Origin of the sequence: Pseudogulbenkiania sp. NH8B (genome assembly GCF_000283535.1) — a bacterium.
In the GTDB taxonomy this organism is placed as follows: Bacteria; Pseudomonadota; Gammaproteobacteria; order Burkholderiales; family Chromobacteriaceae; genus Pseudogulbenkiania; species Pseudogulbenkiania ferrooxidans.
In genome coordinates, this window is the sequence record NC_016002.1 from 1,628,958 (window position 1) to 1,654,461 (window position 25,504).

A 25,504-nucleotide genomic window follows, 5' to 3' on the forward strand; every position below is an offset into this window, starting at 1 on the left:
GGGAGGTCGTGACGACGATGGATAGACTGCTCGCCACCAAGGGGGGGAACCCAAGCGCAGCCGGCTCGGCGCAGCGTGACATTCGCGGCAAGCTCATGCTTGCGCGCTTGCCCACGATGTCGCCCATCCTGGTGCAACTGTTGGATTTGTGCCAGCGCGATGATCTGAACTTGTCCGATCTGTCGGCGTTGATCGGTCGTGACGCCGGCATGGTCGCGCAGATATTTGCGCTATCCACCTCGGCCGCATTCCAGGGCCGCGCTCGCCCGGCCACGCTCGATCAATGCCTTTCCCTGCTTGGCATGAATACCATCAAGACGCTCGTGATCAATGGGTCGGTCATGCAGGTTTTCAACCGCCTGGTAGATTGGCAAGAAGTCGATCTGGGCGAATTCTGGGGCCACTCCCTGCGCACGGCGTTGATCGCCCGCGAACTGGCGCGACGGATGCATTATCCCAGCCTGGAAGAAGCCTATCTGGGGGGCTTGGTGCATGACATTGGCCGCCTGGCTTTGCTGGCAACGGTCCCGGAGGATTACCAGAGCATCTTCCGCGACTACCGGGACGGCGAATCGCTGTGTGCGGCGGAGCATGCCGCGTTTGGGCTCACCCACGTCGAAGTGGGCGCCTGGATGGTGGAAAAATGGCAGCTGGATTCGTTTCTTGGCGACAGCGTGCTGTATCACCACGAGCCGTTCGAGCGCATGGTGTCGGCCCCGCCGCTGGTTCGCGTCGTTCTCCTCGCCGATTATCTGGCCGCTTTCAACAATCCGGAACAACCTCAGCCCGATGCTTCCGTCGTGGCACTATGCGGTGCGCGGCTCGACGATCTGCCCGCCATGCTCGCTGCCGTCGAGCGTGACCTGCTGAGCATCGCCGAACAGCTGGGCATACGCCTTGCCGGTCCCAAGGAGGGCGAGCAGGCTTCTCAGGCCGATGCCCTGCTGGCCGCGCGCCTTCAGGACATGCTGCTGGTCAATCAGGCCCTGGGCCAAGCCGGCGGTAATGCCTCGGCCATGCAGATGGCGGTGCAAGCGCTCAAGATTCTGTTCGATCTGGATGCGGCGCTTTGTTTCGAAGCGGTCGAGGGGGAAAGCGAGCGGTTCCGCGCCAAGCCGTTGGCTCACCATTCGGCCAAGCTGGCGCAACTGGAGTTCGTCCGCGGCAGCAGCACGTCTTTGCTGGCGCGGGCCTTGGATGGCATGCCGCAGCTGGTCATGCGCCAAGGGCAATTGCCCTTGCTCGACGATCAGGTACTGCGCAGCCTGGGCGGAGAAGGCATGCTGCTGCTGCCACTGCGTACGGCGTCTGCCCGGGTTGGCGTGCTGGTGGCCGTGATCGACAGCGCGGATCGGGCTGCGGCGCTGGCGGCCAAGCTGCCCTGTCTTGCGGTTTTTGGGCGCTTGAGCGCAGATCGCATTGCCATGCAGCTCCGCTCCGGCAATGCCGCGGCGCTGGGCGGCGGGGAGGCTGGCGCGGACAGCCGGCTCAATCGACTGGTGCATGAACTCAACAACCCGCTGGCGATCATCCGGAATTACGTTTCCATCCTCGAGGCAGCCAGCGCCGGCAAGGGGGCGCCCCAACCCGAGCTGGCCATCGTACGCGAGGAAATCGACCGGGTGGCTCACATGCTGCGCGCCGCACGCGAACAGCAGGCCGAGGGGGAGTCGGCGCGAGGGCCGGTCAAGCTCAACCGTATTGTGGAGGATCTGGCGACCTTGTTCCGAGGGTCCATTCCGTTTGCCGGCTTGGTCGATATTCGTCTCGATTTGGCCGAGGCGCTCCCGGACATCGTGTCCGACCGTGACCGGCTCAAGCAACTGCTGGTGAATTTGATCAAGAATGCCTTGGAGGCGATGCCGCAAGGCGGGCACGTGACCCTCTCGACGTCAGCTTGGGGCTTGGGCGAGGCAGGGGCGTCCCATGTCGAAATCCGGGTCGAGGACAACGGCCCCGGCATTCCCAAAGAGGTGCTCGCTCAGCTCTACCAACCGGTGGCGAGCCAGAAACCCGGCTCTCATCAAGGGCTTGGGCTGGCCATCGTGGGGCAGCTGGTGCGCGATCTGAACGGCTTGATCAACTGCCGTTCGGATCAGCAGGGAACGCGTTTCCAGGTATTGCTGCCGTTCGACCGGCAGTGACGAGAGTGCAGGCCCGTTTTCGATCTGCGCCAATGGCGGTATGGGTAGGCAAGGGGGCAAAGTGGCAGAGAATCACTTGGGTACAAACGCAAAATTATTGGTCGTGGACGACGAACCCCGCATGCGGGAAAGCCTGTGTCTGCTGTTGCGGGGGCGGAATTACGACGTGCGCGCCTGCCACGACGGCCAGTCGGCCCTAGAACAGCTCATGGCCGGCGGCGTGGATTTGATGCTGCTCGATCTGCACCTGGGCGACATGAACGGGCTCGACCTGCTGGGGATGATACGGCGTGCCGGCATCGACACCGAGGTGCTGGTGGTGAGCGGCGACACGGCTTTCGATTCCGCCGTTTGCGCGTTGCGCAGCGGAGCAAGCGATTATGTCTGCAAGCCCTATGCCGTGGAGGAGCTCATGCACCGGGTCGAGCTGGCCCTGCAGCGCCGCAGCCTGGCGCGTGCCAACCTGGCTATGGCGCTGCAGCTGCACACCTCGGAGCGCATGCATCGGTCCCTGGTGGAGGCGTCGCCCGACCTCATCTTCACGCTGGACGAGCGCTTTTGCTTTACGTTTGCCAATGAACGTAGCCACGGCTTGATCGGCTATTCGCCGCAGGAACTGCTTGGCCAATCGCTGCTCGACCTGGTCTTGCCGGTGGATGCCGAACGGGTCCGCTATGTGCTCGAGCATCGGACGGGGCAGCGCGCCATCGAGTTTCGCATCGTCAGCAGGGGGGGCGAGATCGCCGAGCGGCACTTCGAAGCCAGCCTGGTCCCGGTGGCGCTCGACTTGCCGCAGCTGTCGAGCCGCCTGTATGGCGTGGCGCGCGATGTGACCGACAAAAAACACGCAGAGCACCGCATGGCCTACCTGGCCTACCACGATTTGCTCACCGGCCTGCCCAACCGCGCCCTGTTCCGCGACCGGCTCGGGTTGGCGATCATGCAGGCCAAGCGCAAGGGGCGCCAGGTGGCGGTCCTGTTCGTCGATCTGGACCGCTTCAAGCTCGCCAACGATACCTTCGGCCATATCAAGGGCGATGAGCTGCTCAAGCAAGTGGGGCAGCGTCTGCAATGCGTCTTGCGCGAGTGCGACACGCTGGCCCGGCTGGGCGGCGACGAATTCACCATCCTGCTGCCGGACCTGAGCGGCAAGGAGGATGCCGCACTGCTTGCGGGCAAGCTGGTCAAGGAGGTTGCCGCGCCGTTCAGCATCGACGGCGACGATGTTTTTCTCACCGTCAGCATCGGCATCGCGGTGTTTCCGGACGACGGCGACGACATCGAAACCCTGCTGCGTCATGCCGACATCGCCATGTACCAGGTCAAGGCCCAGGGCAAGAATGGTTTCGGCTTCTTCCTGCCGGTGATGGACGCCGCCGCCAGCCAGCGCCTGAGGATGGAAAACGAGGTCCGGCGGGCCCTGGAGCTGGAGCAGTTCGAGCTGTACTACCAGCCGCAAGTCGAATTCGACAGCCGCCGGATCATCGGCTGTGAAGCCTTGATCCGCTGGCCGCACCCGACCCGCGGGCTGGTTCCGCCGGGGGCCTTCCTGGGGGTGATCGAAGAGATCGGGTTGATGAAGCCGCTCACCTACTGGGTGATCGAGCGTGCCTGCCAGACGCTGCGTGAATGGAAACTCGCCGGCCTCGAGCTGTCGCGCATGTCGGTCAACGTGCCGCCCGAGCTCTTGGTCGACGACGATTTCTACGACTATCTGATCGCGACGGTAGACCGCTACGGTATCCGTCGCCAGAGCTTCGAGATCGAGATCACCGAGAACGCTTTCATCGCCGATCAGCAAGCCATGTCGCTGAAACTGGCCGGGTTGGCCGAAGAGGGCATCCGCGTCGCCATCGACGATTTCGGCACGCAGTATTCGTCGCTGAGCTACCTGCGCCATCTGCCGGTGACGACGCTCAAGATCGATCAGTCGTTCGTGCGCGAAATCGAAGCCGGCAAGGAGGATTCGCCCATCGTGCGCGCCATCGTCGCCATCGCCACCGGGCTCAACCTGAACCTGGTGGCCGAAGGGGTGGAAACCGAGGTCCAGGCGGACTATCTCGGCAGCCTGGGCGCGGTGGAGATGCAGGGCTATCTGTTCGGCAAACCCATGCCCGCGTCGGATTTCCGCCGGCTGTTGCACCAGGAAGCCGCGGTGATGTCGGTCTAGGTGAGCCGCTTCGGCCAGTCCGGGCGGCTCGCGCGTGCAGCGTTGCCGGCAGGGCCGGGGCATCTGCTTTGGCGCGAGACGCCCAGTTCCCCGATGGGTGACCACCGTGCTGGCCCGCAGCGGCAGCCCATGACCTCGTACGGCCGGTTCCCGGCCGACACTGCCCGATAATCCCTCCGCCCCCACGGTCGTGCCGATAGGGGCGTTCGTCATGCCCTCCCTTTTTGCCGCATGTAGGGCAGCAGGGCCAGGACGGGGAAGGCGCTGCCAGCCAGGCTGACCCAGGCCCAGCCGCCATGCTGATACAGGATGCTGGCGATGGCTGAGCCGGTGGCTCCTCCGACGAAAACGCTGGTCATGTAGAGCGCGTTGAGTCGATTGCGGATCGCCGGGTTGAGTGCGTAGATCTCGCGTTGCCCCAGCACCATGCTCGTTTGCACACAGAAGTCCAGCACGACCCCCGTCACCACCAGGCCCACGACCCCCAGCGAAGGAACAAGCAGCACGGGCAGAAAGCTCAAGGCTCCGACCGTCAGCGCCGCCAGGGTGGCGGGACGTGTATGTCCGGCATCTGCCAGGCGGCCGCTGATGGGGGCGGCGATGGCGCCGATGGCGCCAACCAGGGCGAAAATGGCGATGTGCGATTGGTTCAGCCCGTGGTGCTGGGTCAGTTCGAGCGGAACGGCGGTCCAGAACAGGCTGAATGTCGCGAACATGCACGCCTGGTAGAACGAGCGCTGACGCAGGACGGGCGTGCTGGCCATCAGCGTTGCCAAAGAGCGCAGCAGCTGGCCGTAGCTCGCTTTATGGTCCGGTTGGCGACTCGGCATGGTGGCGGCCAGCAGCAGGGTGATGGCGGCCATCAGGATCGAGGCCGTGCCGAACACGGCGCGCCAGCCGAAGTGGTCGGCCATGAAGCTCGCGAGCGGGCGTGCCAGCAGGATGCCGAGCAGCAGCCCGCCCATGATGCCGCCGACCACGCGTCCCCGCGAAGCCTCTGGCGACAGGTGGGCCGCCAGTGGAATCAACAGCTGAACGGACACCGAGCTGAATCCAAGCAGCAGCGAGACCAGCAGAAACAGGCTTGGCTGTCGCGCCAGCGCGGTGGCGGCCAGGCTGACGATCGAGAGCATGGCGGTGCCGATCAGCAGGCGCCGGTTTTCGAGCAGATCCCCCAGCGGCACCAGGAAGAACAAGCCGAGGGCATAGCCGATCTGCGTCAGCGACACGATCAGGCTGGCGGTCTGGCCGGACAGGTGGATGTCTGGCGCAATCAAGCCGATGATCGGCTGGGCGTAGTAGATATTGGCGACGATGGCGCCGCAGCAGAAGGCGAACAAGGCGATCATGGTGCGGGTCATGGCCATCGGCGTACCCGTCGGCACGGTGTGCTGCAGTGTTTTCATAGCAGGCTCTCCCTGGCGGCGGGCGCGTAACGAGAGTGAGTCCCAGGCGCGAGGGTGGCGGGTGAAGCAGGGATGTCGTGCTCGATGAATTCCATGGACAGCTCCTTGGGCAAGATGATCATGCCGCAAGCTTAGTTGTTGTCATTGGCGCGTTGAATGCCTATAAATTGCAACCTGGCATTGCATTTTTCGCAAAGGATCGGCATGGATAAATTGCTGGCATTGAGAACGCTGGTGGAAGTGGCCGAAACGGGAGGGTTTTCCAAGGCGGCTCGGCGGCTCGGTGTGGCGACGTCGTCGGTGACGCGGCTGATGGATGCGCTGGAACAGTCGCTGGGGACCGTCCTGCTCACGCGCACCACCCGCCAGGTGCTGTTGACGGATGCCGGTGCCAGCTATCTCGAGCAGGTATCCCGGCTCCTTGCCGATCTGGAGGAGGCCGACAGCAGTATTGCCGACGGCAAAGAAGAGCCGATGGGCTCGTTGCGGGTGTCCGTTCCCGTGACCTATAGCCGCCTCTGCCTGGGGGGAGCGCTTTCCGGTTTCATGGCCACCTATCCGCGCGTGAAGCTGGACCTGGTGGTGTCGGATGCGTATCAGGATCTGGCGGTGGAGCGTCTCGACCTTGCCGTCAGGATAGGGCTGCCGAATCGGGACGAGCATCTGATCGTGAAGAAGCTGGCGGAGAATCGGCGCTTTCTGGTGGCGGGCCCTGATTATCTGGAACGGCACGGCACGCCGCGTGCGCCGATCGAGCTGGCGTCACATGCCTGCCTTCGCTTTGCATACCGGCCGGGGCGTCAGCGCTGGACATTCCGGTCGGACGCTCGGAGCGAAGTGGTCGAGGTCGACGGTCCGTTCATCACCAACAGCCTGGACATGCTGCACGAAGCCGTGCTTGGCGGCCATGGCATCGCGTTACTGCCGGAGTGGGTCGTGCAGCAGGATATCCGCGCGGGGCGCGTGCTGCGCTTGTGCGACGCGTGGAGCGTGACGCCGCAGCAGGGCGACGCGTATGTGTACGCCGCCTATTTGCCCAACCGCCGCCACTCGCGCAAGGTCCATGCCTTCATCCAGTACCTGGAGGAATGGCTGCGGGCCCAGCATCAAGGTTAGGGCGGAATCGGGCAGCAGGTGCGCCGGCGGCGAGCAAGGGCTGGTGGCGCCCCTGATATCCCGGCACCTGGGCAGGCCTGCGTGGTGGAGACCAAGCAATTGTTGTGGCGCCGGGCGTTCCCGCCGGCCTGTCGCGGCGCTCTCGTCTTCAACGACAGCGGCAAGTTCGGGTATGGTTCCGGTATTGCCGTTAACCAGGCCTGCCCCATTCCTGATCATGAAACGTATCGAACATTCTTTGCTCTCCCCCAGTCTCGGCTCCAGCCGGCAGTTGTGCAGCCTGCATTTCGGCAGTGCCGGACAGGGGCAGAAGGTCTATATCCAGGCCGCGCTGCACGCCGACGAACTCCCCGGCATGTTGGTAGCGTGGCATCTCAAGGCGGCCCTGCAGGCGCTGGAAGACGCCGGCCACCTGCACGGCGAGGTGGTGCTGGTGCCGCAAGCCAATCCGATCGGCCATGACCAGACCCTGCTCGGGCTGCAGTTGGGCCGTTTCGAGATGGCCAGCGGCGAGAATTTCAACCGCAATTATCCGGCCCTGCTCGAGGGGGTCTACCGGGGCGTGAAGCCGCACTTGTCCGGCGACGCCGCCGCCAATACCCAACTGATTCGCGCCGCCATCCGCGCCGAGCTGGTGGTCTGGCCGGTAAGTACCGAACTGCAGAGCCTGCGGCACCGCCTGATGTCGCTGGCGGCCGACGCCGACATCGTGCTCGACCTGCATTGCGATTTCCGCGCCGCGCTGCACGTCTATACCGGCACGCCGCTGTGGCCGCAGTGCGAGCCGTTGTCACGCTACCTCGGCTCGCAGGCGCAATTGCTGGCGACCGAGTCTGGCGGGGATCCGTTCGATGAGGCCTGCAGCCGCCTCTGGTGGGAGTTGCAGGAGAAGGCGCGGCAGGACGGTCTGGACGTGCCGATCGAGTTGGCGGCGCTGGTTGTGACGGTGGAGCTGCGTGGCCAGGGCGACGTCCGGCATGAGCTGGCGGAGCGGGATGCGGCGGCGATCCTGGAGTTTCTGCGCTACCGCGGCGTGATTACCGACCGCCCGGCGGCCGAGCTGCCGCCGCTCGATTGTCCGGCGACACCGCTGGCCGGATCGGAGAATCTTTGCGCTCCGCACTCCGGGGTCGTGACCTTCCTGGTCGCCCCGGGTACCCGGGTGGAGCCGGGCCAGCCGGTGGTGGAGGTGATCGACCCGATGAATGACCGGGTCAGCGTGCTGAGCTCGGCGCATGGCGGCATGGTGTACGTGCTGGAGAGCCGCCATTTCGCCACCACCGGGATGGTGCTCGCCAAGGTGGCGACGCCCCATGCCTTCAAGACCGGGTCGCTGCTGTCGGCCTGATAGGGTGAGCCGTGCTTCAGTTCGCCAGCGCCGCGTGCACCGCGGCGCGCAGCGCCGGCACCACTTCGTCGTCGAACCAGGGGTTGCTGGCGAACCAGCGCACGTTACGCGGGCTGGGGTGGGGCAGCACGAAGAAATCCGGCTGGTACTCGCGCCAGGCCTTGACGGTGTCGGTCAGGGTTTTCTTGCGCCGCTTTCCCAGGTGCCAGGCCTGGGCGTATTGGCCGATCAGCAGCGTCAGGCGGATGTCGGGCAGCTGTGCCAGCAGGTGCTGGCGCCATAGCGCGGCGCATTCCGGCCGCGGCGGGGCATCGCCGCTGCCTTGCTTGCCGGGGTAGCAGAAGCCCATCGGCACGATGGCGAGCCGGGTCGGGTCGTAGAAGGCGTCGCGGTCCAGGTCGAGCCAGCGCCGCAGGCGGTCGCCCGAGGGATCGTTGAAGGGCAGGCCGGTCTGGTGCACGCGTACGCCGGGGGCTTGGCCCACCAGCAGGATGCGTGCCGTCGCTGCCGCCTGCACTACTGGGCGCGGCCCCAGCGGCAGCTGTGCTTCACAGTGGCGGCAGGCGCGGATCTCCGCCAGCAGCGTGTCGAGCCCGTGGTCGTTCATGGCGTTTCAGCGTCCGGCTTGGCGCTTGCCGGCGATCACCAGCCATACCCCGCCCAGGATGGCGATCGAGGCCAGCACCAGGCGCAGCGTGACCGGTTCGCCCAGCAGCACCACGCCCCCCGCCGCCGCGATCACCGGCACGGTGAGCTGTACCGTGGCCGCGCCGGTGGCGGTCAGCCCGCGCAAGGCGGTGTACCACACGGCGTAGCCGACCCCCGAGGCCAGCGCGCCGGAGAGCAGCGCGTAGATGGCGCCGGCGCTGTCCCATGAGGCTGCCGGCATCAGCAGCAGGCTCAGCGAAATCGCCAGCGGCACGGCGCGCAGGAAGTTGCCGGCGGTGACGCGGGTCGGATCGCCCGCGCCTTTGCCGAGCAGCGAGTAGGCGCCCCAGGCCACGCCGGCCAGCAGCATCAGCACGGCCCCCACCAGCGGCGGCGCCGACAGGCCCGGCAGCAGCAGGCCGGCCAGCCCCGCCAGTGCGAGCAGCAAGCCGGCCAGTTGGCGGGCGCTCAGGCGTTCGCCGCGCGCCAGTCCGATCCCGATCATCGTGGCCTGTACCGCGCCGAACAGCAGCAGAGCACCCGTCGCCGCCGACAGGCTGACGTAGGCGAACGAGAACGCGGCGGCGTAGAAGAACAGCGCCAGCGCCGAGCGCCAGCGCCCGTTGCCGCTGCCGGTCGCCGTGCGCAGACGCACGATCAACCATAGCACCAGGGCCCCGGAGGCGATGCGCAGGGTGGTGAAGGTGGCCGGGTCGATGCTGGTGTGCTTGAGCGCCTGGCGGCAGAGCAGGGAGTTGCCGGCAAACGCCGTCATGGCCAGCAGCGTGAGCAGGACGACGCGCTGGCGCGAAAGGGAGGGGGCGCCGGTGGCGGCAAAGCTGGTCGACATGGGGGTTCCTCGGAATGAAGAGTGTCCCCATTTTAGGCGGAGTTTGCCGCAAAAGGTTGGCCGAAGCGACATGGTCTTCGGCCAACTTTGGTACGGGGTGGCCTAGCGGCGGAAGCCACCGACCGGGCTCAGGTAGCTGGGCTTGATATCCGCCAGCGCCGCCTGGAGTTCGGCACTGGGGTGGCCGTAGAGGCTGAGGCGGGTCGGCGTCAGCAGCGCCAAGAAGCGTTCGGCGAAGTGAGTGCCGAAGTTGTCCAGATGGGTCAGCGCCGCCGCCGAGTCACGGTAGCGTTCGTAGATGTGGCAGGTCGTGCCGTCGCTGCTGACGTTCCATTCGTAGTTCAGCGCATCGGGTTCGTTGGCGCCGGTCGCCTCGACCATCTCGGTCATCAGGTGGTCGAAGGCCTCGCGCTGGCCGGGCTGGATGGCGAGTTCCAGCAGCCAGTACACTTCCTGGTTCATCTCCATGCTCCTTGTGCTTCTTGTGACTGCCGGGGTTGAGAGAGGGGGCAACGGTCTGTTGCGGCCCGTACCGGAACCTGCAGTAAACATAGTTCAAGAAACGCAGCGCTGCGCTAGGATGAAACGCGTTTGGCGGGTCGGCTCCTGAGGGGAGGCGTTGCACTGCCCAAGGTTGGCCGAAGCCCGGGCGATGCGGCTACCGCACGGTTATCGCCTGGCCGGTCGGGTCGGCGGGGGCGGGGCATCTCGGCGGCCCCGCTCGCGTCGGATCGCGTACAATGCCGCATCGTTTTTCGACATTTCTTTCAGGACGCGAATCGCTATGGCAAAAAAAGACAAGGATCTCGACGCGGAAACCCAGGCGCTGCTGGAGTGGTGCGCCGAAGTCGAGGCCCTGCTGGTGGCCGCCGGAGCCACCCCGCGCGAGGCGCAGGAGCACATCGAAGAGCAGGCCGAGTGGTACACCGACCAGTTCTACGACGGGCTGACGCCGGAAGAGGCGGCCAAGGCGGCGTTGAATGACTGAACGGCAGGACAAAGGCGGCCTGGAGCGCGTCGCCGTGATCGACTTCGAAACCACCGGGCTCAGCCCCGGTGTCGGCTGCCGTGCCACCGAGATCGCCGTGGTGCTGCTGGAAAACGGCCGGGTGGCGGGCCGCTTTCAGAGCCTGATGAACGCGGGGGTGCGGGTGCCGCCCGACATCGAGCGCCTCACCGGCATCAGCAACGCCATGCTGAAGGCCGCGCCGCCGGCCGACGCCGTGATGCGCGAGGCGGCCGAATTCGTCGGCGACACACCGCTGGTGGCTCACAACGCCGCCTTCGACCGCAAGTTCTGGGATTACGAGCTCGGCCAGTTTGGTCGAACGCGGCGGCAGGATTTTGCCTGTACCTTGCTGCTGGCGCGGCGCCTGCTGCCGGCGGCGCCAAACCATAAGCTCGGCACCTTGACGCGCTGGGCCGGCCTGCCGGCGACCGGGCAGGCGCACCGGGCGCTGGCCGACGCCGAAATGGCCGCCAACCTGATGGCGCACCTGACCCGGGTGCTGCGGGTCCAGCACGGCCTGGACCAGGTGTCGCACCAACTGCTGTGCGGTTTGCAGAAGGTGGCGGCCAAGCAGGTGCCGGAGTATCTGCGGCGGGTGGCGGCGGCCTGACGCGCTCGTTTCTTTCAGCCTAAAAGCCTCACGGCCAGCCTCGGTGATCTCAAGGCTGGCCGTGAGGCTTTTTGTCGTGGGGAAGAGGACGGCGGTTAGCGTCGCTGCCACAACCCCGGGCCACAGTCCTGGCCAGGCGCGCTGCCGCAAAGTGTGCTGTATGGTGAAGCGGCACAATCCAGCCAGGGGATGCGGGGAGCGGCTCTTATTCGGTTGGCGACGAGGCGGGAGACGTGTCGCCGGCGCCGGGTGGCAGGTGGTCGATGAAGAGCGTGCCGTTCAGATGGTCGACTTCGTGCTGGATGATGCGGGCGTGAAAGCCCTCGGCGCGGCCTTCGACCAGGCGGCCCTGGATATCCTGTGCCCGGTAGCGGATGGCCTGCCAGCGCGGCACCCGGCCACGCTGGCCCGGCACGCTGAAGCAGCCCTCCCAGTCCTCCTCCACGCGTTCGGTGTCGGGGTGGATTTCCGGGTTGATCAGGACCGTGGGAGGAATCGCCGGTGCGCCCGGGTCACGCTCGCCGCCGCCGTAGGCGAACACGATCACCCGCAACGGCACGCCGATCTGCGGTGCCGCCAGCCCGACACCGTTGCCGGCGTACTGGGTGTCGAACATGTCCTGCACCAGTTCATGCAGTTCGGGCGTGTCGAACTCGGTCACGGCGGCGGCATGCTGGCGCAGCATCGGGTGCTCTTGGGGCAGGAAAGGTCGCTTCATGGTGTTCTCTTGGTTGATTGGCGCCTGCGGGCCGGGGGGCGGCGTATCTGGCGCTGACGATAGCTCGAAAACCCGCCGTCTGCAGCACCCACCGCGGTTTTGCCGGCGCGAGGCCGGCCTTGGGGTCAGCGATACTTGCGGTAGATCCGGCTGACCGTGTCGTTGCGGCGCAAGGCATCGATGGCGGCATCGACTTGCGGCAGGCTGACCGAACCCTGCCGCGACAGGGCGCAGCCGGCCTGGTAGCGCCTCAGCACCAGCGGCGGGTACAGCGTCGCCGCGTTCAGGCCGAGCTTTTCCTGGTAGCTCAGATAAAGCCGGTTCACCACGGCGTGGTGGGTGCGGCCCGCTTGCAGCTTGCGCAGGTTGCTGCTGGCGTTGGGGGCGTCATCCCGGACAAAGCGCGGGCCCAGCCGGGCTTTCAGCTCGGGGTAGCGAAAGCCCAGGATGGTGCCGATGGGTTGTCCCGCCAGCGCCTCGATACGCCTTGGCCGTATGGCGTGGCGCGAGGTGACGACGACGTCGGCGTTGGGCAGGAAGGGCTGGGTCCAGTCGAACGGACCGGGTAGCCAGGCCGGCAGGTACATGCAGATCAGGTCGGCCTGGCCGCTTTCGAGCGCTGCCGGTATGCGCTGGCGGGGCAGCACCAGGAAGCGCGGCCGTTTTCCCAGCTCCTTGGCGAGCGCCCGTCCCAGGTCGTGGTGGATGCCGCGCCATACCCGCGTGCCGCTGATCTCGGCCTGCGGCATCTCGGTGCTGTCGTCCAGCAGGATGACCAGCTCTTTCGGGTCGGCGGCGGCCGCTTGTCCTAGCAGCAGCCCTGCCACTAACACCAGGCTTCTTTTCATGGGCGATCCGCTGTTGTGTCGTGGTTGCTCTTGGGGGGAGAGATCGGTTGTGTGGCGTGAATCTAGCATACGGCTTCCGGCGCCGGGAACGTGGTCGGTACAAATACCGTTGCGGGCCGCGTGACGAGCCAAGGCGCGATCACCGCACCGTTCCGCAGAGGGCTTTGCGGGGACGGGGAGGAAGCGGGGGGGCCGTCTTCGGCCAACCTTGGCACCGGGCCTGGCCGAAAGCGCCGCCGCCGCGTGGCGTCAGATCACCCATAAATCGGTAAAAGCGTTCACCGCCGTTGTCAGCAGCGTTTCCTGATCGCGGCACAGCGCGAAGATGGCCGTCTGCTGCTGGGCCGGGAAGCGGTGTGCCAGGTGGGTCCTGAACTTGTTTTCCAGCAACGGAAGGCCCTCCGCCCGCCGCCGCGGGTGGCCGAGCGGGTATTCGCACACCGCTTCGTCGAGCACGCTACCGTCGTTCAAGGTGACGGTGAGCGCGTTGGCGATGCTGCGCTTGTCGGGATCGTGGTAGTCGCGGGTGAAGGCCGGGTCTTCCACGCAGCCTATCCGGGCACGCAAGTCGTCGATGCGCGGGTCGGCGGCGACGTCGTCTTCGTAGTCGGCGGCGCTCAGACGGCCGAAGATCAGCGGCACGGCCACCATGTACTGGATGCAGTGGTCGCGGTCGGCCGGGTTGGCCAGCGGGCCCTGCTTGTCGATGATGCGCAGGCAGGCCTCCTGGGTGCGGATGGCGATATGCCGGATATCGGCGGCGGACTTGCCTTGCCGGGCCAGCTCGCCATGCAGTGCCAGCGCGCATTCCACGGCGGTCTGAGCATGGAACTCGGCCGGAAACGCGATCTTGAACAGCACGTTCTCCATCACGTAGCTGCCGTAGGGGCGCGGGAGCGTGAACGGCCGGCCCCGGAACAGCACGTCGTAGAAGCCCCAGCCCTTGGCGCTCAATACGCCCGGGATACCCATCTCGCCCTTGAGGCTGAAGCGCGCCAGGCGCACGCCGCGGCTGGTGGCGTCGCCCGCCGCCCACGATTTGCGGGAGCCGGTGTTGGGGGCGTGGCGGTAGGTGCGCAGACTCTGGCCGTCGACGAAGGCCTGGCTCACGGCGTTGACGATTTCCTCCTTGCTGCCGCCCATCAGCTTGGCGCACACGGCGGCGGAGGCCACCTTCACCAGCACCACGTGGTCCAGGCCGACCCGGTTGAAGCTGTTCTCCAGCGCCAGGCAGCCCTGGATCTCGTGCGCCTTGATCATGCTTTCCAGCACGTCCTTCATCGTCAGCGGCGTCTGGCCTTGGGCGACACGCTCCCGCGACACCCAGTCGGCGGTGGCGAGGATGCCGCCCAGGTTGTCGGACGGATGCCCCCACTCGGCGGCGAGCCAGGTGTCGTTGAAATCGAGCCAGCGGATCATCGTGCCGATGGTGAACGCGGCCTGCTCCGGGTCGAGCTGGAACTGGGTGCCGGGCACCCGGGCGCCGTTCGGCACGATGGTGCCCGGCACGATCGGCCCCAGGAGCTTGGCGCAGGCCGGGTAGGACAGCGCTTCTAGTCCGCAGCCCAGGGTGTCCATCAGGCACAGCCGGGCGGTGTCCCAGGCTTGGGGAGAGGTGATGGCGTAATCGGCGACGTAGTCGGCGATGTCGACCAGCACCTGATCGGCATCCGGGCGCGCGTTGGAGAGATGGGCAGACATGCGTTCCTCCTGGTGCGGGCACCGTCGAACCGCCGCTTCGTACGCTCGGGGAGGGCGAGCGGGCACAAGCTGGGTTGTTGCCGCCGCATGGAAAGCCGGCCCGCTCATCCGCCCCGGCCGGGTTGGCCGAAGCCGGATCAACCGGCCGTCGCTGTACTGCAGTTTAGCTCGCGCTCAGAACGCGTCACCCGGTACGCGCACCCAGCCTTCCATCAGTACGCGCGCGCTGCGGCTCATGATGGCCTTGGTCACGGTCCACTGGCCATCGATGTGGCGTGCCTCGGCGCCCACGCGCAGCGTGCCCGAGGGGTGGCCGAAGCGCACCGCCTGGCGTTCGCCGCCGCCGGCCGCCAGGTTGACCAGGGTGCCGGGGATGGCGGCGGCGGTGCCGATGGCGACCGCGGCGGTGCCCATCATGGCGTGGTGCAGCTTGCCCATGGACAGCGCGCGCACCAGGAGGTCGACGTCGCCGGCCTTGATCTGCTTGCCGCTGGAGGCGGTGTAGTCCTGGGGCGGCGCCACGAAGGCGATCTTCGGGGTGTGCTGGCGCGTGGCGGCTTCTTCCGGGGTCTTGATCAGGCCCATGCGCAGCGCGCCGGCGACACGGATGGCTTCGAAGCGGGCCAGCGCCGCCGGGTCGCTGTTGATGGCTTCGCGCAGCTCAGTGCCGGTGTAGCCGATGTCGGCGGCGTTGACGAACACGGTGGGGATGCCGGCTGCAATCATGGTGGCCTTGAAGGTGCCGACACCGGGCACGTCCAGATCGTCCACCAGATTGCCGGTGGGGAACATGCTGCCGCCCTCGTCACCGTCGTCGGACGGGTCGAGGAATTCCAGCACGATCTCGGCGGCCGGGAAGGTCACGCCGTCCAGTTCGAAATCGCCGGTCTCCTGCACCTGGCCGTTGGTCACCGGGACGTGGGCGATGATGGTTTTCTGGATGTTGGCCTGCCAGATGCGCACCACGCACACGCCGTTGTCCGGAATGCGCGCCGGGTCGACCAGGCCGGCGTGCAGGGCGAAGGCGCCGGCGGCGGTGGAGAGGTTGCCGCAGTTGCCGCTCCAGTCGACGAACGCCTTGTCGATGGCGACCTGGCCGTAGAGGTAGTCGACGTCGTGGTCGGGCTGCGTGCTCTTGGACAGGATCACGCACTTGCTGGTGCTGGAGGTGGCGCCGCCCATGCCGTCGATGTGGGCGGAGTAGGGGTCGGGGCTGCCGATCACGCGCATGAACAGCTTGTCGCGCGCGGCGCCCGGCACCTGGCAGCGCTGCGGCAGGTCCTGCAGGCGGAAGAACACGCCCTTGCTGGTGCCGCCGCGGATGTAGGTGGCGGGAATCTTGATCTGGGGTTGGTGAGCCATGAGCTGATTGTCCTGATGAAACCGGGGTGGCGGTTCGGCCAACGTTGCCGCCTTGCCGGGGCAACGTTGGCCGTCTGCTGATGCTTACGCGGCGGTCGAGGCTTCGAGGAAGTCCTGCGCGAAGCGCTGCAGCACGCCGCCGGCCTCGTAGATCGACACTTCTTCCGCGGTATCGAGGCGGCAGGTGACGGGCACCTCGACGCGTTCGCCGTTCCGGCGCTGGATCACCAGCGTGAGGTCGGCGCGCGGTTTGCGCTCGCCGATCACGTCGAAGGTCTCGGTGCCGTCGATGCCCAGGGTCTTGCGGTTCACGCCCGGCTTGAACTCCAGCGGCAGCACGCCCATGCCGATCAGGTTGGTGCGGTGGATGCGCTCGAAGCCCTCGGCCGCGATGGCTTCCACCCCGGCCAGACGCACGCCCTTGGCGGCCCAGTCGCGCGAGGAGCCCTGACCGTAGTCGGCGCCGGCGATGATGATCAGGGGCTGCTTGCGCTCCATGTAGGTTTCGATGGCTTCCCACATGCGCATCACCTTGCCCTCCGGCTCGACGCGCGCCAGCGAGCCCTTCTTCACCTCGCCGTCCACCACCGCCATCTCGTTCACCAGCTGCGGGTTGGCGAAGGTGGCGCGCTGCGCGGTGAGGTGGTCGCCGCGATGGGTGGCGTAGGAGTTGAAGTCCTCTTCCGGCAGGCCCATTTTCGCCAGGTATTCGCCGGCGGCGCTATTGGCCAGGATGGCGTTGGACGGCGACAGGTGGTCGGTGGTGATGTTGTCCGGCAGCACCGCCAGCGGGCGCATGCCCTTGAGCGTGCGCGCGCCGGCCAGCGCGCCTTCCCAGTATGGCGGGCGGCGGATGTAGGTCGACTGCGGGCGCCAGTCGTAGAGCGGGCTCTTGGCTTCTTCCACGGTGCCCAGGTCGAACATCGGGATGTAGATCTGCTTGAACTGTTCCGGCTTCACGCAGCGCGCCACGATGGCGTCGATTTCCTCGTCGCTCGGCCACAGGTCTTTCAGCGTGATGGCCTGGCCGTCCTTGTCGTAGCCCAGCGCGTCCTGTTCGATGTCGAAGCGCACGGTACCGGCGATGGCGTAGGCCACCACCAGCGGCGGGGAGGCGAGGAAGGCCTGCTTGGCGTAGGGGTGGATGCGGCCGTCGAAGTTGCGGTTGCCGGACAGCACGGCGGTGGCGTACAGGTCGCGCTCGATGATTTCCTGTTGGATCTTCGGGTCCAGCGCGCCAGACATGCCGTTACAGGTGGTGCAGGCGTAGGCCACAATGCCGAAGCCCAGCTTTTCCAGCTCCGGCAGCAGGCCGGCCTCTTCCAGATACAGCTTGGCCACCTTGGAGCCGGGCGCGAACGAGGTCTTCACCCACGGCTTGCGCACCAGGCCCAGGGCATTGGCCTTTTTCGCCAGCAGCGCGGCCGCCACCACGTTGCGCGGGTTGGAGGTGTTGGTGCAGCTGGTGATGGCGGCGATGATCACCGCGCCATCCGGCAGCAGGCCCTGGGCTTCCTCGGCGCGAGCTGCCTGCAGCTTGGCCTCGTCGGCGATGCCGCGTTCGTGCAGAGCCGAGGTCGGCAGGCGCTTGTGCGGGTTGGATGGGCCGGCCATGTTGCGCACCACGCTGGAGAGATCGAACTCCAGCACGCGCTCGTACTCGGCGCGGGCCAGGCTGTCGCCCCACAGGCCGGTGAGCTTGGCGTAGTTTTCCACCAGCGCCACCTGCTCCGGTTCGCGGCCGGTGAGCTTCAGGTAATCGATGGTCTGGTCGTCGATGTAGAACATCGCGGCGGTGGCGCCGTATTCCGGGCACATATTGGAGATGGTGGCGCGGTCGCCGATGCTCAGCTTGGCTGCGCCTTCGCCGAAGAACTCCACCCAGGCGCCGACCACGCGCTCCTTGCGCAGGAACTCGGTGAGCGCCAGCACGATGTCGGTGGCGGTGATGCCGGGCTGGCGCTGGCCGGTGAGTTTCACCCCGACGATGTCCGGCAGGCGCATCATCGAGGCGCGGCCCAGCATCACGGTTTCCGCTTCCAGCCCGCCCACGCCGATGGCGATAACGCCCAGTGCGTCCACGTGCGGGGTATGGCTGTCGGTGCCGACGCAGGTGTCGGGGAAGGCCACGCCGTCGCGTGCCTGGATCACCGGCGACATTTTTTCCAGGTTGATCTGGTGCATGATGCCGTTGCCCGCCGGGATCACGTCCACGTTCTTGAACGCGGTGCGCGTCCAGTCGATGAAGTGGAAGCGGTCCTCGTTGCGGCGGTCTTCGATGGCACGGTTTTTCTCGAACGCCTCCGGGTCGTAGCCGCCGCATTCCACTGCCAGCGAGTGATCCACGATGAGCTGGGTGGGAACCTCCGGGTTCACCTTGGCCGGGTCGCCGCCTTTTTCGGCGATGGCGTCGCGCAGGCCGGCCAGGTCGACCAGCGCGGTCTGGCCCAGGATGTCGTGGCACACCACGCGCGCCGGGTACCAGGGGAAATCCAGGTCGCGGCGGCGTTCGATCAGCTGCTTGAGCGCGTTGGTCAGCAGCGCCGGGTCGCAGCGGCGCACCAGCTGTTCGGCCAGTACGCGCGAGGTATACGGCAGCGTGTCGTAGGCGCCGGGCTGGATGGCGTCGACCGCGGCGCGCGTGTCGAAGTAATCCAGGGCCGTGCCGGGCAGATGTTTGCGGTATGCGGTATTCATGGTGTCGAGGCCCGAGGGTGATGTTCTGTGTCAGCGGGGCGGCTCGCCGGCCGCCTCCGTCCGTGTTTCAGCCAGCCCGCCGGCGCAGTCGCGCCGGCAGGTGGCGGCCATCCGCTCCCGGTATCCTCGCCCGCCTAGAGGGGGCCGCGAGGATGCCGGCGCCGGGCGGGCCGCGGCGCGCCCGGCAGGCGGGGTGTGTCAGCGCTGAGCCAGCGGCACGAAAGACTGATCTTCCGGGCCGACGTAGTTGGCCGAAGGACGGATGATCTTGCCGTCGATGCGCTGTTCGATCACGTGCGCGCTCCAGCCGCTGGTGCGGGCGATCACGAACAGCGGGGTGAACATCGCGGTCGGCACGCCCATCATGTGGTAGCTCACGGCGGAGAACCAATCGAGGTTGGGGAACATCTTCTTGATATCCCACATTACTGATTCCAAGCGCTCGGCGATGTCGAACATCTTGGTGTCGCCGGCGGCGACGGACAGCTCGCGTGCCACTTCCTTGATCACCTTGTTGCGCGGGTCGCTGATGGTGTACACGGGATGGCCGAAGCCGATCACCACTTCCTTGCGCTCGACGCGTGCCTTGATGTCGATCTCGGCCTCGTCCGGGTTCTCGTAGCGCTTCTGCACTTCGAACGCCACTTCGTTGGCGCCGCCGTGTTTCGGGCCGCGCAGCGCGCCGATGGCGCCGGTGATGGCGCTGTACATGTCGGAACCGGTGCCGGCGATGACGCGGGCGGTGAAGGTGGAGGCGTTGAACTCATGCTCGGCGTACAGGTTGAGCGAGGTATGCATGGCGCGTACCCACTGCTCGGACGGCTTCTGGCCGTGCAGCAGGTGCAGGAAGTGGCCGCCGATGGAGTCGTCGTCGGTTTCCACCTCGATGCGCTTGCCGTTATGGCTGAAGTGGTACCAGTAGAGCAGCATCGAACCCAGGCTGGCCATCAGGCGGTCGGCGATGTCGCGCGCGCCGGCCATGTTGTGATCGTCTTTTTCCGGCAGGGTGCAACCCAGCGCGGAGACGCCGCTGCGCATCACGTCCATCGGGTGGGCGGCGGCCGGCAGCGCTTCCAGCGCGGCCTTTACCGAGGCCGGCAGGCCGCGCAGGCTCTTCAGCTTCTTCTTGTAGCCGGTGAGCTCGGCCTGGTTCGGCAGCTTGCCGTGCACCAGCAGGTAGGCGACTTCTTCGAATTCACAGTGGGCGGCCAGGTCCAGGATGTCGTAGCCGCGGTAGTGCAGGTCGTTGCCGCTGCGGCCAACGGTGCACAGGGCGGTGTTGCCGGCGGCCACGCCGGAGAGGGCGACCGATTTCTTCGGCTTGGCGGTAAGAACGACTTCACTCATTTCCTTCTCCTCTAAATGTAACGGCAATACGGGGCGGCCTGCGGCTTGTTGTCGGGCGTCTTCGGCCAACCTGATGTGGTCTGTGGTTTACTTTTCCTGGCTGAACAGCGCGTCCAGCTTCTGCTCGTAAGCGTGGTAGCCCAGATGGTCATAGAGCTCCATGCGCGTCTGCATCTTGTCGATCACGTTTTTCTGCGTGCCGTCCTGGCGGATCGCGCTGTACACCTCCAGCGCCGCCTTGCTCATGGCGCGGAACGCCGAGAGCGGGTAGAGCACCAGGCTCACGCCGTTGGCGCCGAGTTCCTGCGTGGTGTAGAGCGGGGTGGAACCGAACTCGGTGATGTTGGCCAGCACCGGCACCTTTACCGCCTCGGCAAAGCGCTTGTACATCGCCAGATCGGTTATCGCCTCGGGGAAGATCATGTCGGCGCCGGCCTCGACGCAGGCCACGGCGCGCTCGATCGCGGCGTCCAGGCCTTCCACGGCCAGCGCATCGGTGCGGGCCATGATCACGAAGCTGTCGTCACGCCGCGCATCCACGGCCGCCTTGATGCGGTCGACCATCTCGTCCTTGGACACGATCGCCTTGTTCGGGCGATGGCCGCAGCGCTTTTGCTGGACCTGGTCTTCGATGTGTACCGCGGCGGCGCCGGCCTTTTCCAGGCTGCGGATGGCGCGGGCGATGTTGAACGCGCCGCCCCAGCCAGTGTCGATATCCACCAGCAGCGGCAGCTCGGTGGCCTCGGTGATGCGACGTACGTCGATCAGCACGTCTTCCAGCGTGGTGATGCCAAGATCAGGAATGCCGCACGAGCAGGCCGCCACGCCGCCGCCGGACAGGTACAGCGCCTTGAAGCCGGCGTGCTCGGCCAGGCGGGCGGCGTAGGCATTGACGGCCCCCATCACCTGCAACGGTTTTTCCTGCTCCACGGCCTGTCTGAAACGGTTTCCCGGGGTGTGCATCGCGCGTTCTCCTTGCGTCGTCATGGGGTGATGGCTGAATTCTAGCAAGTGCTTGGTTGGTGTGTAAAGGGCGCCGAGCACACAATGGCAAATCCCTTAAACAGAGGGTAGACGGTGACGCGGGCGGGTGCCGGACAAAACGACGCGCCGCCGCGTTCTCCCCCGCTGACGCGGCATTGCCCTCGCCGGCGCGGCGGGGGCAACGCCTCGAGCCGGGGCTTTCCGCCGTTTTCGTTTGGAGGCATCTCTGCTATGTTTCGCTCAGCACCACCAGTGGGAACTCATCACCCACCCTCTGGTCTAGACCGTGTCCGCCATGTGAAATACACCAAATAAACCGGTGGGCAATTCAGGGAGCATTACAACGACATGAGTGATCGTGAAATCGATCAACAGTTGGTGGAGCGTGCACAGCGAGGTGAAAAAAGAGCGTTCGATCTACTTGTCAGCAAGTATCAGCGCCGTTTAGCTCGGCTGTTGTCGCGGTTTTTACGCGACAGCGCAGACATCGAAGACGTGACACAGGAGGCCTTCGTCAAGGCATACCGCGCCTTGCCGTCGTTTCGCGGCGAGAGTGCGTTCTATACCTGGCTATACCGGATCGGCATCAACACCGCCAAGAATTTCCTGAGTGCCAGCGGGCGACGCCCGGTTATCAACAGCGAAGTGGAGGATGAAGACGGTGAAAGTTTCGACATGGCGTCGCAACTCCCCGACTTCAACACCCCCGAATCGGAGTTGATGAACAAGGAAATCCTGAACACGGTGAATGCAGCGGTAGAGGCATTGCCTGAGGAACTGAGGACGGCGATTTCGCTGCGGGAAATGGATGGTCTGTCCTACGACGAAATCGCCAAGGTGATGAATTGTCCCATCGGTACGGTTCGTTCGCGCATCTTCCGGGCGCGCGAAGCAATCGCAACCGAGCTTAGGCCGCTGCTCGACACGGCCAAGAATAAAAGGTGGTAAGCATGAAAGAATCATTATCCGCACTGGTGGATAACGAACTCGACGGACCAGAGGCCTCCAAGCTGATCAGTGCCGCCAGTACCGACGAGTCGTTGAAGGAAGCATGGGATGAGTATCACCTGATCGGTGATGCCATGCGCGCCTCCGGCCTGAACAGCATCAACGTGCGCCATAGCGTCGCGGCACGCCTGGCCGAGGAGCCGACCGTGCTGGCGCCGCGGCGCTGGTTACGACAGGGTAGCGTGCGCACGGTCGGCGCGGTGGCGCTGGCCGCGAGCATGAGCTTTGCCGCCGTGGTGGCGTGGCAGCAGCTGGCGGTCAACGGCCAGGGCGCCGCCATGGTCGCGGAGAAGGGGGTGCCGGTGCAGGTGGCTCAGCAGGTCGAGCCGGCCAACGGCCCCATGGCGCGCGACAACGGCGCCGACCCTTATCTGCTGGCGCATCAGGAAATGGCTTCCGACCCTGATGTGGTGAAAGTCTCGCTGGGCAACGGAGTTCGCCATTGATGCGGCTGAAGCACCTGACTGCCATTGTGTGTATTGCTCTGCCGGCATTGGCGCATGCCGCCGATGACTGGCAGACCCTCAAGAAATCCGTCCAGGCCAGCCGCAACCAGGTCCTGACCGGAACCTATCTGCACCAGATGAGCGGCGTGGTGGAAACGTTCCACATCGTGCGGGGTGCGGGAACGGAGGGCGTGATCGAACTGCGCCAGTCGCTGGACGGCACGCCACGCGAGATCCTCCGCAACGGCAGCGAACTCACCGGTTACGGGCCGGACAAGAAGGCGCTGATGGCCGCCAAGGTCAGTGCCATGCGGCTGTTCCCGGCCTTGCTGCCGGACGATATGGCCGGCGTCGCCGAGTCCTACACGCTCAAGCGCCTCGCCGGCGATCGTGTCGCCCAGCGCGAATGCGACTGGCTCGAACTCAAGGCCAAGGACCGGGCGCGCTACGGCCTGCGCCTGTGCCTCGATCGTGCCAGCCTGCTGCCGCTCAAGATCATGACGCTGACGCCGGCGCAGGAGCCGGTCGAGCAGTACATGTTCACCGAGCTCGACCTGGCGGCGCCGAAGGATCGCAACCAGTTCAAGCCGCATTACCCGCTCAGCCTCCCCATCCGCAACGCCAGCACCTCGGTGCCGCCGAGCGGTGCCGGAATGCAAGGCGTGGAAGTCAGCGGCTTGCCCAGCGGTTTCCGCCTGATCCGTGCCCTGCAGCGCAGCCTGCCGGGGCAGGCCGAACACGCGGTGCGGCACCTGGTGTATACCGATGGTTTGGTCATGCTGTCGCTCTTCATCGAGCCGGCTGCGGCTGAGCCGCGTGCCGAACGCGTGAGTACGCTGTACGGTGCCGTGGCCATGGCCTCCGGCAGCCAGGGCGGCATGCAGCTCACGCTGGTGGGCGATCTGCCGGAAGCCAGCATGATGTCCTTGCTCAAATCGATTCGAGTCGTACAGAAATAACAAAAACGATGGTAGAAACGCAGGCCAGGGTGCTCGCCACCGAGCAGGCATTTGCCTTGGTGGAGCCCCGTCCCCATTCCTCGTGCCGCCGCTGCGATCCGGTCGCCGGCTGCCGCGCCCTGTCACTTTCCCGCATCATCGGGTCGACCGACCGCCGCGTGCGCGTCCACAATCCGTTGGGCGCCGAGGCCGGCGACTGGGTGCTGGTGTCGGTGCCGCGACAGCGCGTGTCCATGGCGGCTTTCCTCGTGTATCTTGTGCCGCCGGCGGGACTGGGCGTCGGGCTCTCGTTCGGTGGCGGCGCGAGCGAGCAGGTGTCGCTGTTGGCCGGCGCGGCGCTGTTCGTCATCGGCCTGTACGCGGTGCGGCGCGAACTCCGGCGTCGCCGGCGTTCGCCCCTGCTGCAGCCGACCATCACGGCCATCTATCCCTCAGAACCCTTGATGCTGGAGAAACCATGTCGGTCCAAAAACTGATTGCCTCTGCCATGCTGGCAGCTGTTGTGGTGTCGGGTCCGGTGTACGCCGCCGAGGCGCGCGTGCTGCCCGACTTTACCCAGATCGTCGAGCAGGAAGGCAAGGCCGTGGTCAACATCAGCACCACGCAGACGGTGCGCGAGACCATCAACGCCGTGCCCGAGGAATTCAATGGCGATCCGTTCTTCGAGTTCTTCCGGCGCTTCGCCCCGCCGCAGCAGCAGGAGCGCAAGGAGCGCTCGCTGGGCTCGGGGTTCATCGTGTCGGCAGACGGTTATGTCATGACCAACTCGCACGTGGTGGCGCGGGCCGACGAAATCACCGTCACGCTCGGTGACAAGCGCACCTTCAAGGCGCGACTGGTCGGTTCCGATGCGCGCACCGACGTCGCGCTGCTGAAGATCAATGCCAGCCACCTGCCGGTGGCGCATATCGGTTCTTCGGCCAACCTCAAGGTCGGGGAATGGGTGCTGGCGATCGGCTCGCCGTTCGGCTTCGAAAACTCGGTCACCTCGGGCATCGTCTCCGCCAAGGGGCGCAGCCTGCCGGACGAGAACTACGTACCGTTCATCCAGACCGACGCCGCGGTCAACCCCGGCAACTCCGGCGGTCCGCTGTTCAATCTGAAGGGCGAGGTGGTCGGTATCAACTCGCAGATCTACAGCCGCTCCGGCGGCTTCATGGGCATCTCCTTCGCCATCCCGATCGACGTGGCGGTCAAGGTGGCCGACCAGCTCAAGTCGGAAGGCAAGGTCAGCCGCGGCCGTATCGGCGTCGCCATTCAGGAGTTGAGTCCGGAGCTGGCCGCATCGTTCGGGCTTGCCAGCGCCAATGGCGCCCTGATCAACTCGGTGGAAAAGGACGGGCCGGCCGACAAGGCGGGTCTGCGGGCCGGCGATATCGTGCTCAAGATCGACGGCCAGCCCGTCGAGTCGTCGGCTGACATGCCGCGCCTGATCGGTGCCATGCGCCCGGGTAAGCCGGTGGCGGTGGAAGTCTGGCGTAACCGGACGCGCCGGGTCGTCACCGTGGTGCTGGCCGAACTCAAGGACGAGGCCCCCAGCATTGCCGAACGCGAATTCCGCCAGCCGCAGAAACCGGCCGAACCGCAGGGGGAAAACCTGTCTGCGATCGGCTTGTCCCTGGTTGAGCTGACGCCGGTGCAACTCAAGCGTCTCGGCATCGACTACGGTCTCCTGGTGCGCAAGGTGTCCGGCCCGGCCGAGCGCGTCGGCATGGCGGCGGGCGACGTCATCGTCGGCGTCGGCAGCGAGCCGCTGAAGAATCCTCGCCAGCTGCGCGAAGCGCTCAACGCCGCGCGCAAGGGCGGCACGGTCGCCCTGCAGGTGCTGCGCCGCGGCGTGACGCTGTTCGTGCCGTTGACCGTGGAGGAGGGGAAATGAGGCTGACGCTGTACTTCCGCGAGTATTGCAGTCTTTGTCACCAGATGCTGGCTGAACTCCAGCCGTGGCAGCAAAAGCACGGCTTCGCGCTCGACGTGATCGACGTCGATGCCGACCCGGTGCTGGAGGAGCGCTTCAACGAACTGGTGCCGGTATTGATGGATGGCGAGCACGAAATCTGCCATTACCATCTGGATACTCAGCAGCTGGCTGCACATCTTGGCGAAATCGGCTAAAATCCGCGCCAGTGTGAG

The 25,504-nt window shown here is 66.0% G+C and carries 23 protein-coding genes; 12 read left to right on the forward strand and 11 right to left on the reverse strand.

Annotated elements, in window-relative coordinates:
* Positions 1 to 17: 17 nt before the first annotated feature.
* Entirely contained in the window at positions 18 to 2,144 is a 2,127-nt protein-coding gene (locus NH8B_RS07550) for an HDOD domain-containing protein (protein WP_014086746.1), read from the forward strand.
* A gap of 40 nt (positions 2,145 to 2,184) precedes the next feature.
* Positions 2,185 to 4,314, forward strand: a complete 2,130-nt coding sequence (locus NH8B_RS07555) for a putative bifunctional diguanylate cyclase/phosphodiesterase (RefSeq protein ID WP_041702884.1) — start codon at positions 2,185 to 2,187, stop codon at positions 4,312 to 4,314.
* Between the two features lie 209 nt (positions 4,315 to 4,523).
* On the opposite strand, the gene NH8B_RS07560 is transcribed toward NH8B_RS07555, so the two are convergent.
* A complete protein-coding gene (locus NH8B_RS07560) occupies positions 4,524 to 5,720 on the reverse strand; it encodes an MFS transporter (protein WP_014086748.1) in 1,197 nt (398 codons plus the stop codon).
* 204 nt (positions 5,721 to 5,924) lie between these two features.
* Here NH8B_RS07560 and NH8B_RS07565 point away from each other — a divergent pair, with 204 nt between their 5' ends.
* Positions 5,925 to 6,836: a LysR family transcriptional regulator gene (locus tag NH8B_RS07565; RefSeq protein ID WP_014086749.1), complete on the forward strand. Its 912-nt coding sequence runs from the start codon at positions 5,925 to 5,927 to the stop codon at positions 6,834 to 6,836.
* Positions 6,837 to 7,053: 217 nt separating this feature from the next.
* Complete coding sequence (locus NH8B_RS07570; RefSeq protein ID WP_014086750.1) at positions 7,054 to 8,184, forward strand: succinylglutamate desuccinylase/aspartoacylase family protein; 1,131 nt, start codon at positions 7,054 to 7,056, stop codon at positions 8,182 to 8,184.
* Positions 8,185 to 8,200: 16 nt separating this feature from the next.
* Here NH8B_RS07570 and NH8B_RS07575 read toward each other — a convergent pair whose 3' ends face one another.
* From NH8B_RS07575 to NH8B_RS07585, 3 genes are all read right to left on the reverse strand, one after another.
* Positions 8,201 to 8,791, reverse strand: a complete 591-nt coding sequence (locus NH8B_RS07575) for a uracil-DNA glycosylase family protein (RefSeq protein WP_014086751.1) — start codon at positions 8,789 to 8,791, stop codon at positions 8,201 to 8,203.
* Positions 8,792 to 8,797: 6 nt separating this feature from the next.
* A complete protein-coding gene (locus NH8B_RS07580; protein WP_014086752.1) occupies positions 8,798 to 9,682 on the reverse strand; it encodes a DMT family transporter in 885 nt (294 codons plus the stop codon).
* 102 nt (positions 9,683 to 9,784) lie between these two features.
* The gene (locus NH8B_RS07585) at positions 9,785 to 10,144 is read right to left on the reverse strand and encodes a putative quinol monooxygenase (RefSeq protein WP_008953832.1); all 360 of its coding nucleotides are present in this window, start codon (positions 10,142 to 10,144) and stop codon (positions 9,785 to 9,787) included.
* A gap of 322 nt (positions 10,145 to 10,466) precedes the next feature.
* On the opposite strand from NH8B_RS07585, the gene NH8B_RS07590 reads away from it, so the two are divergent.
* Both NH8B_RS07590 and NH8B_RS07595 read left to right on the forward strand, forming a co-directional pair.
* Positions 10,467 to 10,670: a hypothetical protein gene (locus NH8B_RS07590; RefSeq protein ID WP_008953833.1), complete on the forward strand. Its 204-nt coding sequence runs from the start codon at positions 10,467 to 10,469 to the stop codon at positions 10,668 to 10,670.
* 19 nt (positions 10,671 to 10,689) lie between these two features.
* Positions 10,690 to 11,301, forward strand: coding sequence for a 3'-5' exonuclease (locus NH8B_RS07595; RefSeq protein ID WP_041703376.1), 612 nt, complete (start codon positions 10,690 to 10,692; stop codon positions 11,299 to 11,301).
* 205 nt (positions 11,302 to 11,506) lie between these two features.
* Here NH8B_RS07595 and def read toward each other — a convergent pair whose 3' ends face one another.
* The 7 genes from def to prpB form a co-directional block, all read right to left on the reverse strand.
* The gene (def, locus tag NH8B_RS07600; protein ID WP_014086754.1) at positions 11,507 to 12,019 is read right to left on the reverse strand and encodes a peptide deformylase; all 513 of its coding nucleotides are present in this window, start codon (positions 12,017 to 12,019) and stop codon (positions 11,507 to 11,509) included.
* A gap of 125 nt (positions 12,020 to 12,144) precedes the next feature.
* Entirely contained in the window at positions 12,145 to 12,867 is a 723-nt protein-coding gene (locus NH8B_RS07605) for a substrate-binding periplasmic protein (RefSeq protein WP_014086755.1), read from the reverse strand.
* Positions 12,868 to 13,116: 249 nt separating this feature from the next.
* On the reverse strand, positions 13,117 to 14,568 hold the full coding sequence (locus NH8B_RS07610) for a bifunctional 2-methylcitrate dehydratase/aconitate hydratase (RefSeq protein WP_014086756.1): 1,452 nt from the start codon (positions 14,566 to 14,568) through the stop codon (positions 13,117 to 13,119).
* Between the two features lie 174 nt (positions 14,569 to 14,742).
* A complete protein-coding gene (prpF, locus tag NH8B_RS07615; protein ID WP_014086757.1) occupies positions 14,743 to 15,930 on the reverse strand; it encodes a 2-methylaconitate cis-trans isomerase PrpF in 1,188 nt (395 codons plus the stop codon).
* An 84-nt stretch (positions 15,931 to 16,014) separates the two neighbouring features.
* Positions 16,015 to 18,627, reverse strand: coding sequence for a Fe/S-dependent 2-methylisocitrate dehydratase AcnD (gene acnD, locus NH8B_RS07620; RefSeq protein WP_014086758.1), 2,613 nt, complete (start codon positions 18,625 to 18,627; stop codon positions 16,015 to 16,017).
* A 198-nt stretch (positions 18,628 to 18,825) separates the two neighbouring features.
* The gene (gene prpC / locus NH8B_RS07625; RefSeq protein WP_014086759.1) at positions 18,826 to 19,974 is read right to left on the reverse strand and encodes a bifunctional 2-methylcitrate synthase/citrate synthase; all 1,149 of its coding nucleotides are present in this window, start codon (positions 19,972 to 19,974) and stop codon (positions 18,826 to 18,828) included.
* A gap of 87 nt (positions 19,975 to 20,061) precedes the next feature.
* Positions 20,062 to 20,937 (reverse strand): methylisocitrate lyase, encoded by an 876-nt coding sequence (gene prpB / locus NH8B_RS07630; protein ID WP_014086760.1) that lies wholly within the window; start codon positions 20,935 to 20,937, stop codon positions 20,062 to 20,064.
* A gap of 369 nt (positions 20,938 to 21,306) precedes the next feature.
* Between prpB and rpoE the strand changes: the two genes are divergently transcribed.
* From rpoE to NH8B_RS07660, 6 genes are read left to right on the forward strand one after another with little or no spacing between them, the layout of a single operon-like run.
* The gene (rpoE, locus tag NH8B_RS07635; protein ID WP_008953842.1) at positions 21,307 to 21,906 is read left to right on the forward strand and encodes an RNA polymerase sigma factor RpoE; all 600 of its coding nucleotides are present in this window, start codon (positions 21,307 to 21,309) and stop codon (positions 21,904 to 21,906) included.
* Between the two features lie 2 nt (positions 21,907 to 21,908).
* Complete coding sequence (locus tag NH8B_RS07640; RefSeq protein ID WP_014086761.1) at positions 21,909 to 22,412, forward strand: sigma-E factor negative regulatory protein; 504 nt, start codon at positions 21,909 to 21,911, stop codon at positions 22,410 to 22,412.
* Complete coding sequence (locus NH8B_RS07645) at positions 22,412 to 23,371, forward strand: MucB/RseB C-terminal domain-containing protein (RefSeq protein ID WP_014086762.1); 960 nt, start codon at positions 22,412 to 22,414, stop codon at positions 23,369 to 23,371. Before NH8B_RS07640 ends, NH8B_RS07645 begins: the two co-directional genes overlap by 1 nt.
* Before the next feature lie 8 nt (positions 23,372 to 23,379).
* Entirely contained in the window at positions 23,380 to 23,847 is a 468-nt protein-coding gene (locus NH8B_RS07650) for a SoxR reducing system RseC family protein (RefSeq protein WP_014086763.1), read from the forward strand.
* Entirely contained in the window at positions 23,829 to 25,250 is a 1,422-nt protein-coding gene (locus tag NH8B_RS07655) for a DegQ family serine endoprotease (protein WP_014086764.1), read from the forward strand. Before NH8B_RS07650 ends, NH8B_RS07655 begins: the two co-directional genes overlap by 19 nt.
* Positions 25,247 to 25,486 carry a glutaredoxin family protein gene (locus tag NH8B_RS07660; protein WP_014086765.1) on the forward strand — a complete coding sequence of 80 codons (240 nt, stop codon included), beginning with the start codon at positions 25,247 to 25,249 and terminating at the stop codon, positions 25,484 to 25,486. Before NH8B_RS07655 ends, NH8B_RS07660 begins: the two co-directional genes overlap by 4 nt.
* The last annotated feature ends 18 nt before the right edge of the window (positions 25,487 to 25,504 follow it).

Excerpts from the sequence above, each read along its gene's own strand:
- NH8B_RS07550 (WP_014086746.1), top strand. The coding sequence starts at position 18 with ATGGATAGACTGCTCGCCACCAAGGGGGGGAACCCAAGCGCAGCCGGC.
- NH8B_RS07555 (WP_041702884.1), top strand. The coding sequence starts at position 2,185 with ATGGGTAGGCAAGGGGGCAAAGTGGCAGAGAATCACTTGGGTACAAAC.
- NH8B_RS07560 (WP_014086748.1), bottom strand. The coding sequence starts at position 5,720 with ATGAAAACACTGCAGCACACCGTGCCGACGGGTACGCCGATGGCCATG.
- NH8B_RS07565 (WP_014086749.1), top strand. The coding sequence starts at position 5,925 with ATGGATAAATTGCTGGCATTGAGAACGCTGGTGGAAGTGGCCGAAACG.
- NH8B_RS07570 (WP_014086750.1), top strand. The coding sequence starts at position 7,054 with ATGAAACGTATCGAACATTCTTTGCTCTCCCCCAGTCTCGGCTCCAGC.
- NH8B_RS07575 (WP_014086751.1), bottom strand. The coding sequence starts at position 8,791 with ATGAACGACCACGGGCTCGACACGCTGCTGGCGGAGATCCGCGCCTGC.
- NH8B_RS07580 (WP_014086752.1), bottom strand. The coding sequence starts at position 9,682 with ATGTCGACCAGCTTTGCCGCCACCGGCGCCCCCTCCCTTTCGCGCCAG.
- NH8B_RS07585 (WP_008953832.1), bottom strand. The coding sequence starts at position 10,144 with ATGAACCAGGAAGTGTACTGGCTGCTGGAACTCGCCATCCAGCCCGGC.
- NH8B_RS07590 (WP_008953833.1), top strand. The coding sequence starts at position 10,467 with ATGGCAAAAAAAGACAAGGATCTCGACGCGGAAACCCAGGCGCTGCTG.
- def (WP_014086754.1), bottom strand. The coding sequence starts at position 12,019 with ATGAAGCGACCTTTCCTGCCCCAAGAGCACCCGATGCTGCGCCAGCAT.
- NH8B_RS07605 (WP_014086755.1), bottom strand. The coding sequence starts at position 12,867 with ATGAAAAGAAGCCTGGTGTTAGTGGCAGGGCTGCTGCTAGGACAAGCG.
- NH8B_RS07610 (WP_014086756.1), bottom strand. The coding sequence starts at position 14,568 with ATGTCTGCCCATCTCTCCAACGCGCGCCCGGATGCCGATCAGGTGCTG.
- prpF (WP_014086757.1), bottom strand. The coding sequence starts at position 15,930 with ATGGCTCACCAACCCCAGATCAAGATTCCCGCCACCTACATCCGCGGC.
- acnD (WP_014086758.1), bottom strand. The coding sequence starts at position 18,627 with ATGAATACCGCATACCGCAAACATCTGCCCGGCACGGCCCTGGATTAC.
- prpC (WP_014086759.1), bottom strand. The coding sequence starts at position 19,974 with ATGAGTGAAGTCGTTCTTACCGCCAAGCCGAAGAAATCGGTCGCCCTC.
- prpB (WP_014086760.1), bottom strand. The coding sequence starts at position 20,937 with ATGCACACCCCGGGAAACCGTTTCAGACAGGCCGTGGAGCAGGAAAAA.
- rpoE (WP_008953842.1), top strand. The coding sequence starts at position 21,307 with ATGAGTGATCGTGAAATCGATCAACAGTTGGTGGAGCGTGCACAGCGA.
- NH8B_RS07640 (WP_014086761.1), top strand. The coding sequence starts at position 21,909 with ATGAAAGAATCATTATCCGCACTGGTGGATAACGAACTCGACGGACCA.
- NH8B_RS07645 (WP_014086762.1), top strand. The coding sequence starts at position 22,412 with ATGCGGCTGAAGCACCTGACTGCCATTGTGTGTATTGCTCTGCCGGCA.
- NH8B_RS07650 (WP_014086763.1), top strand. The coding sequence starts at position 23,380 with ATGGTAGAAACGCAGGCCAGGGTGCTCGCCACCGAGCAGGCATTTGCC.
- NH8B_RS07655 (WP_014086764.1), top strand. The coding sequence starts at position 23,829 with ATGTCGGTCCAAAAACTGATTGCCTCTGCCATGCTGGCAGCTGTTGTG.
- NH8B_RS07660 (WP_014086765.1), top strand. The coding sequence starts at position 25,247 with ATGAGGCTGACGCTGTACTTCCGCGAGTATTGCAGTCTTTGTCACCAG.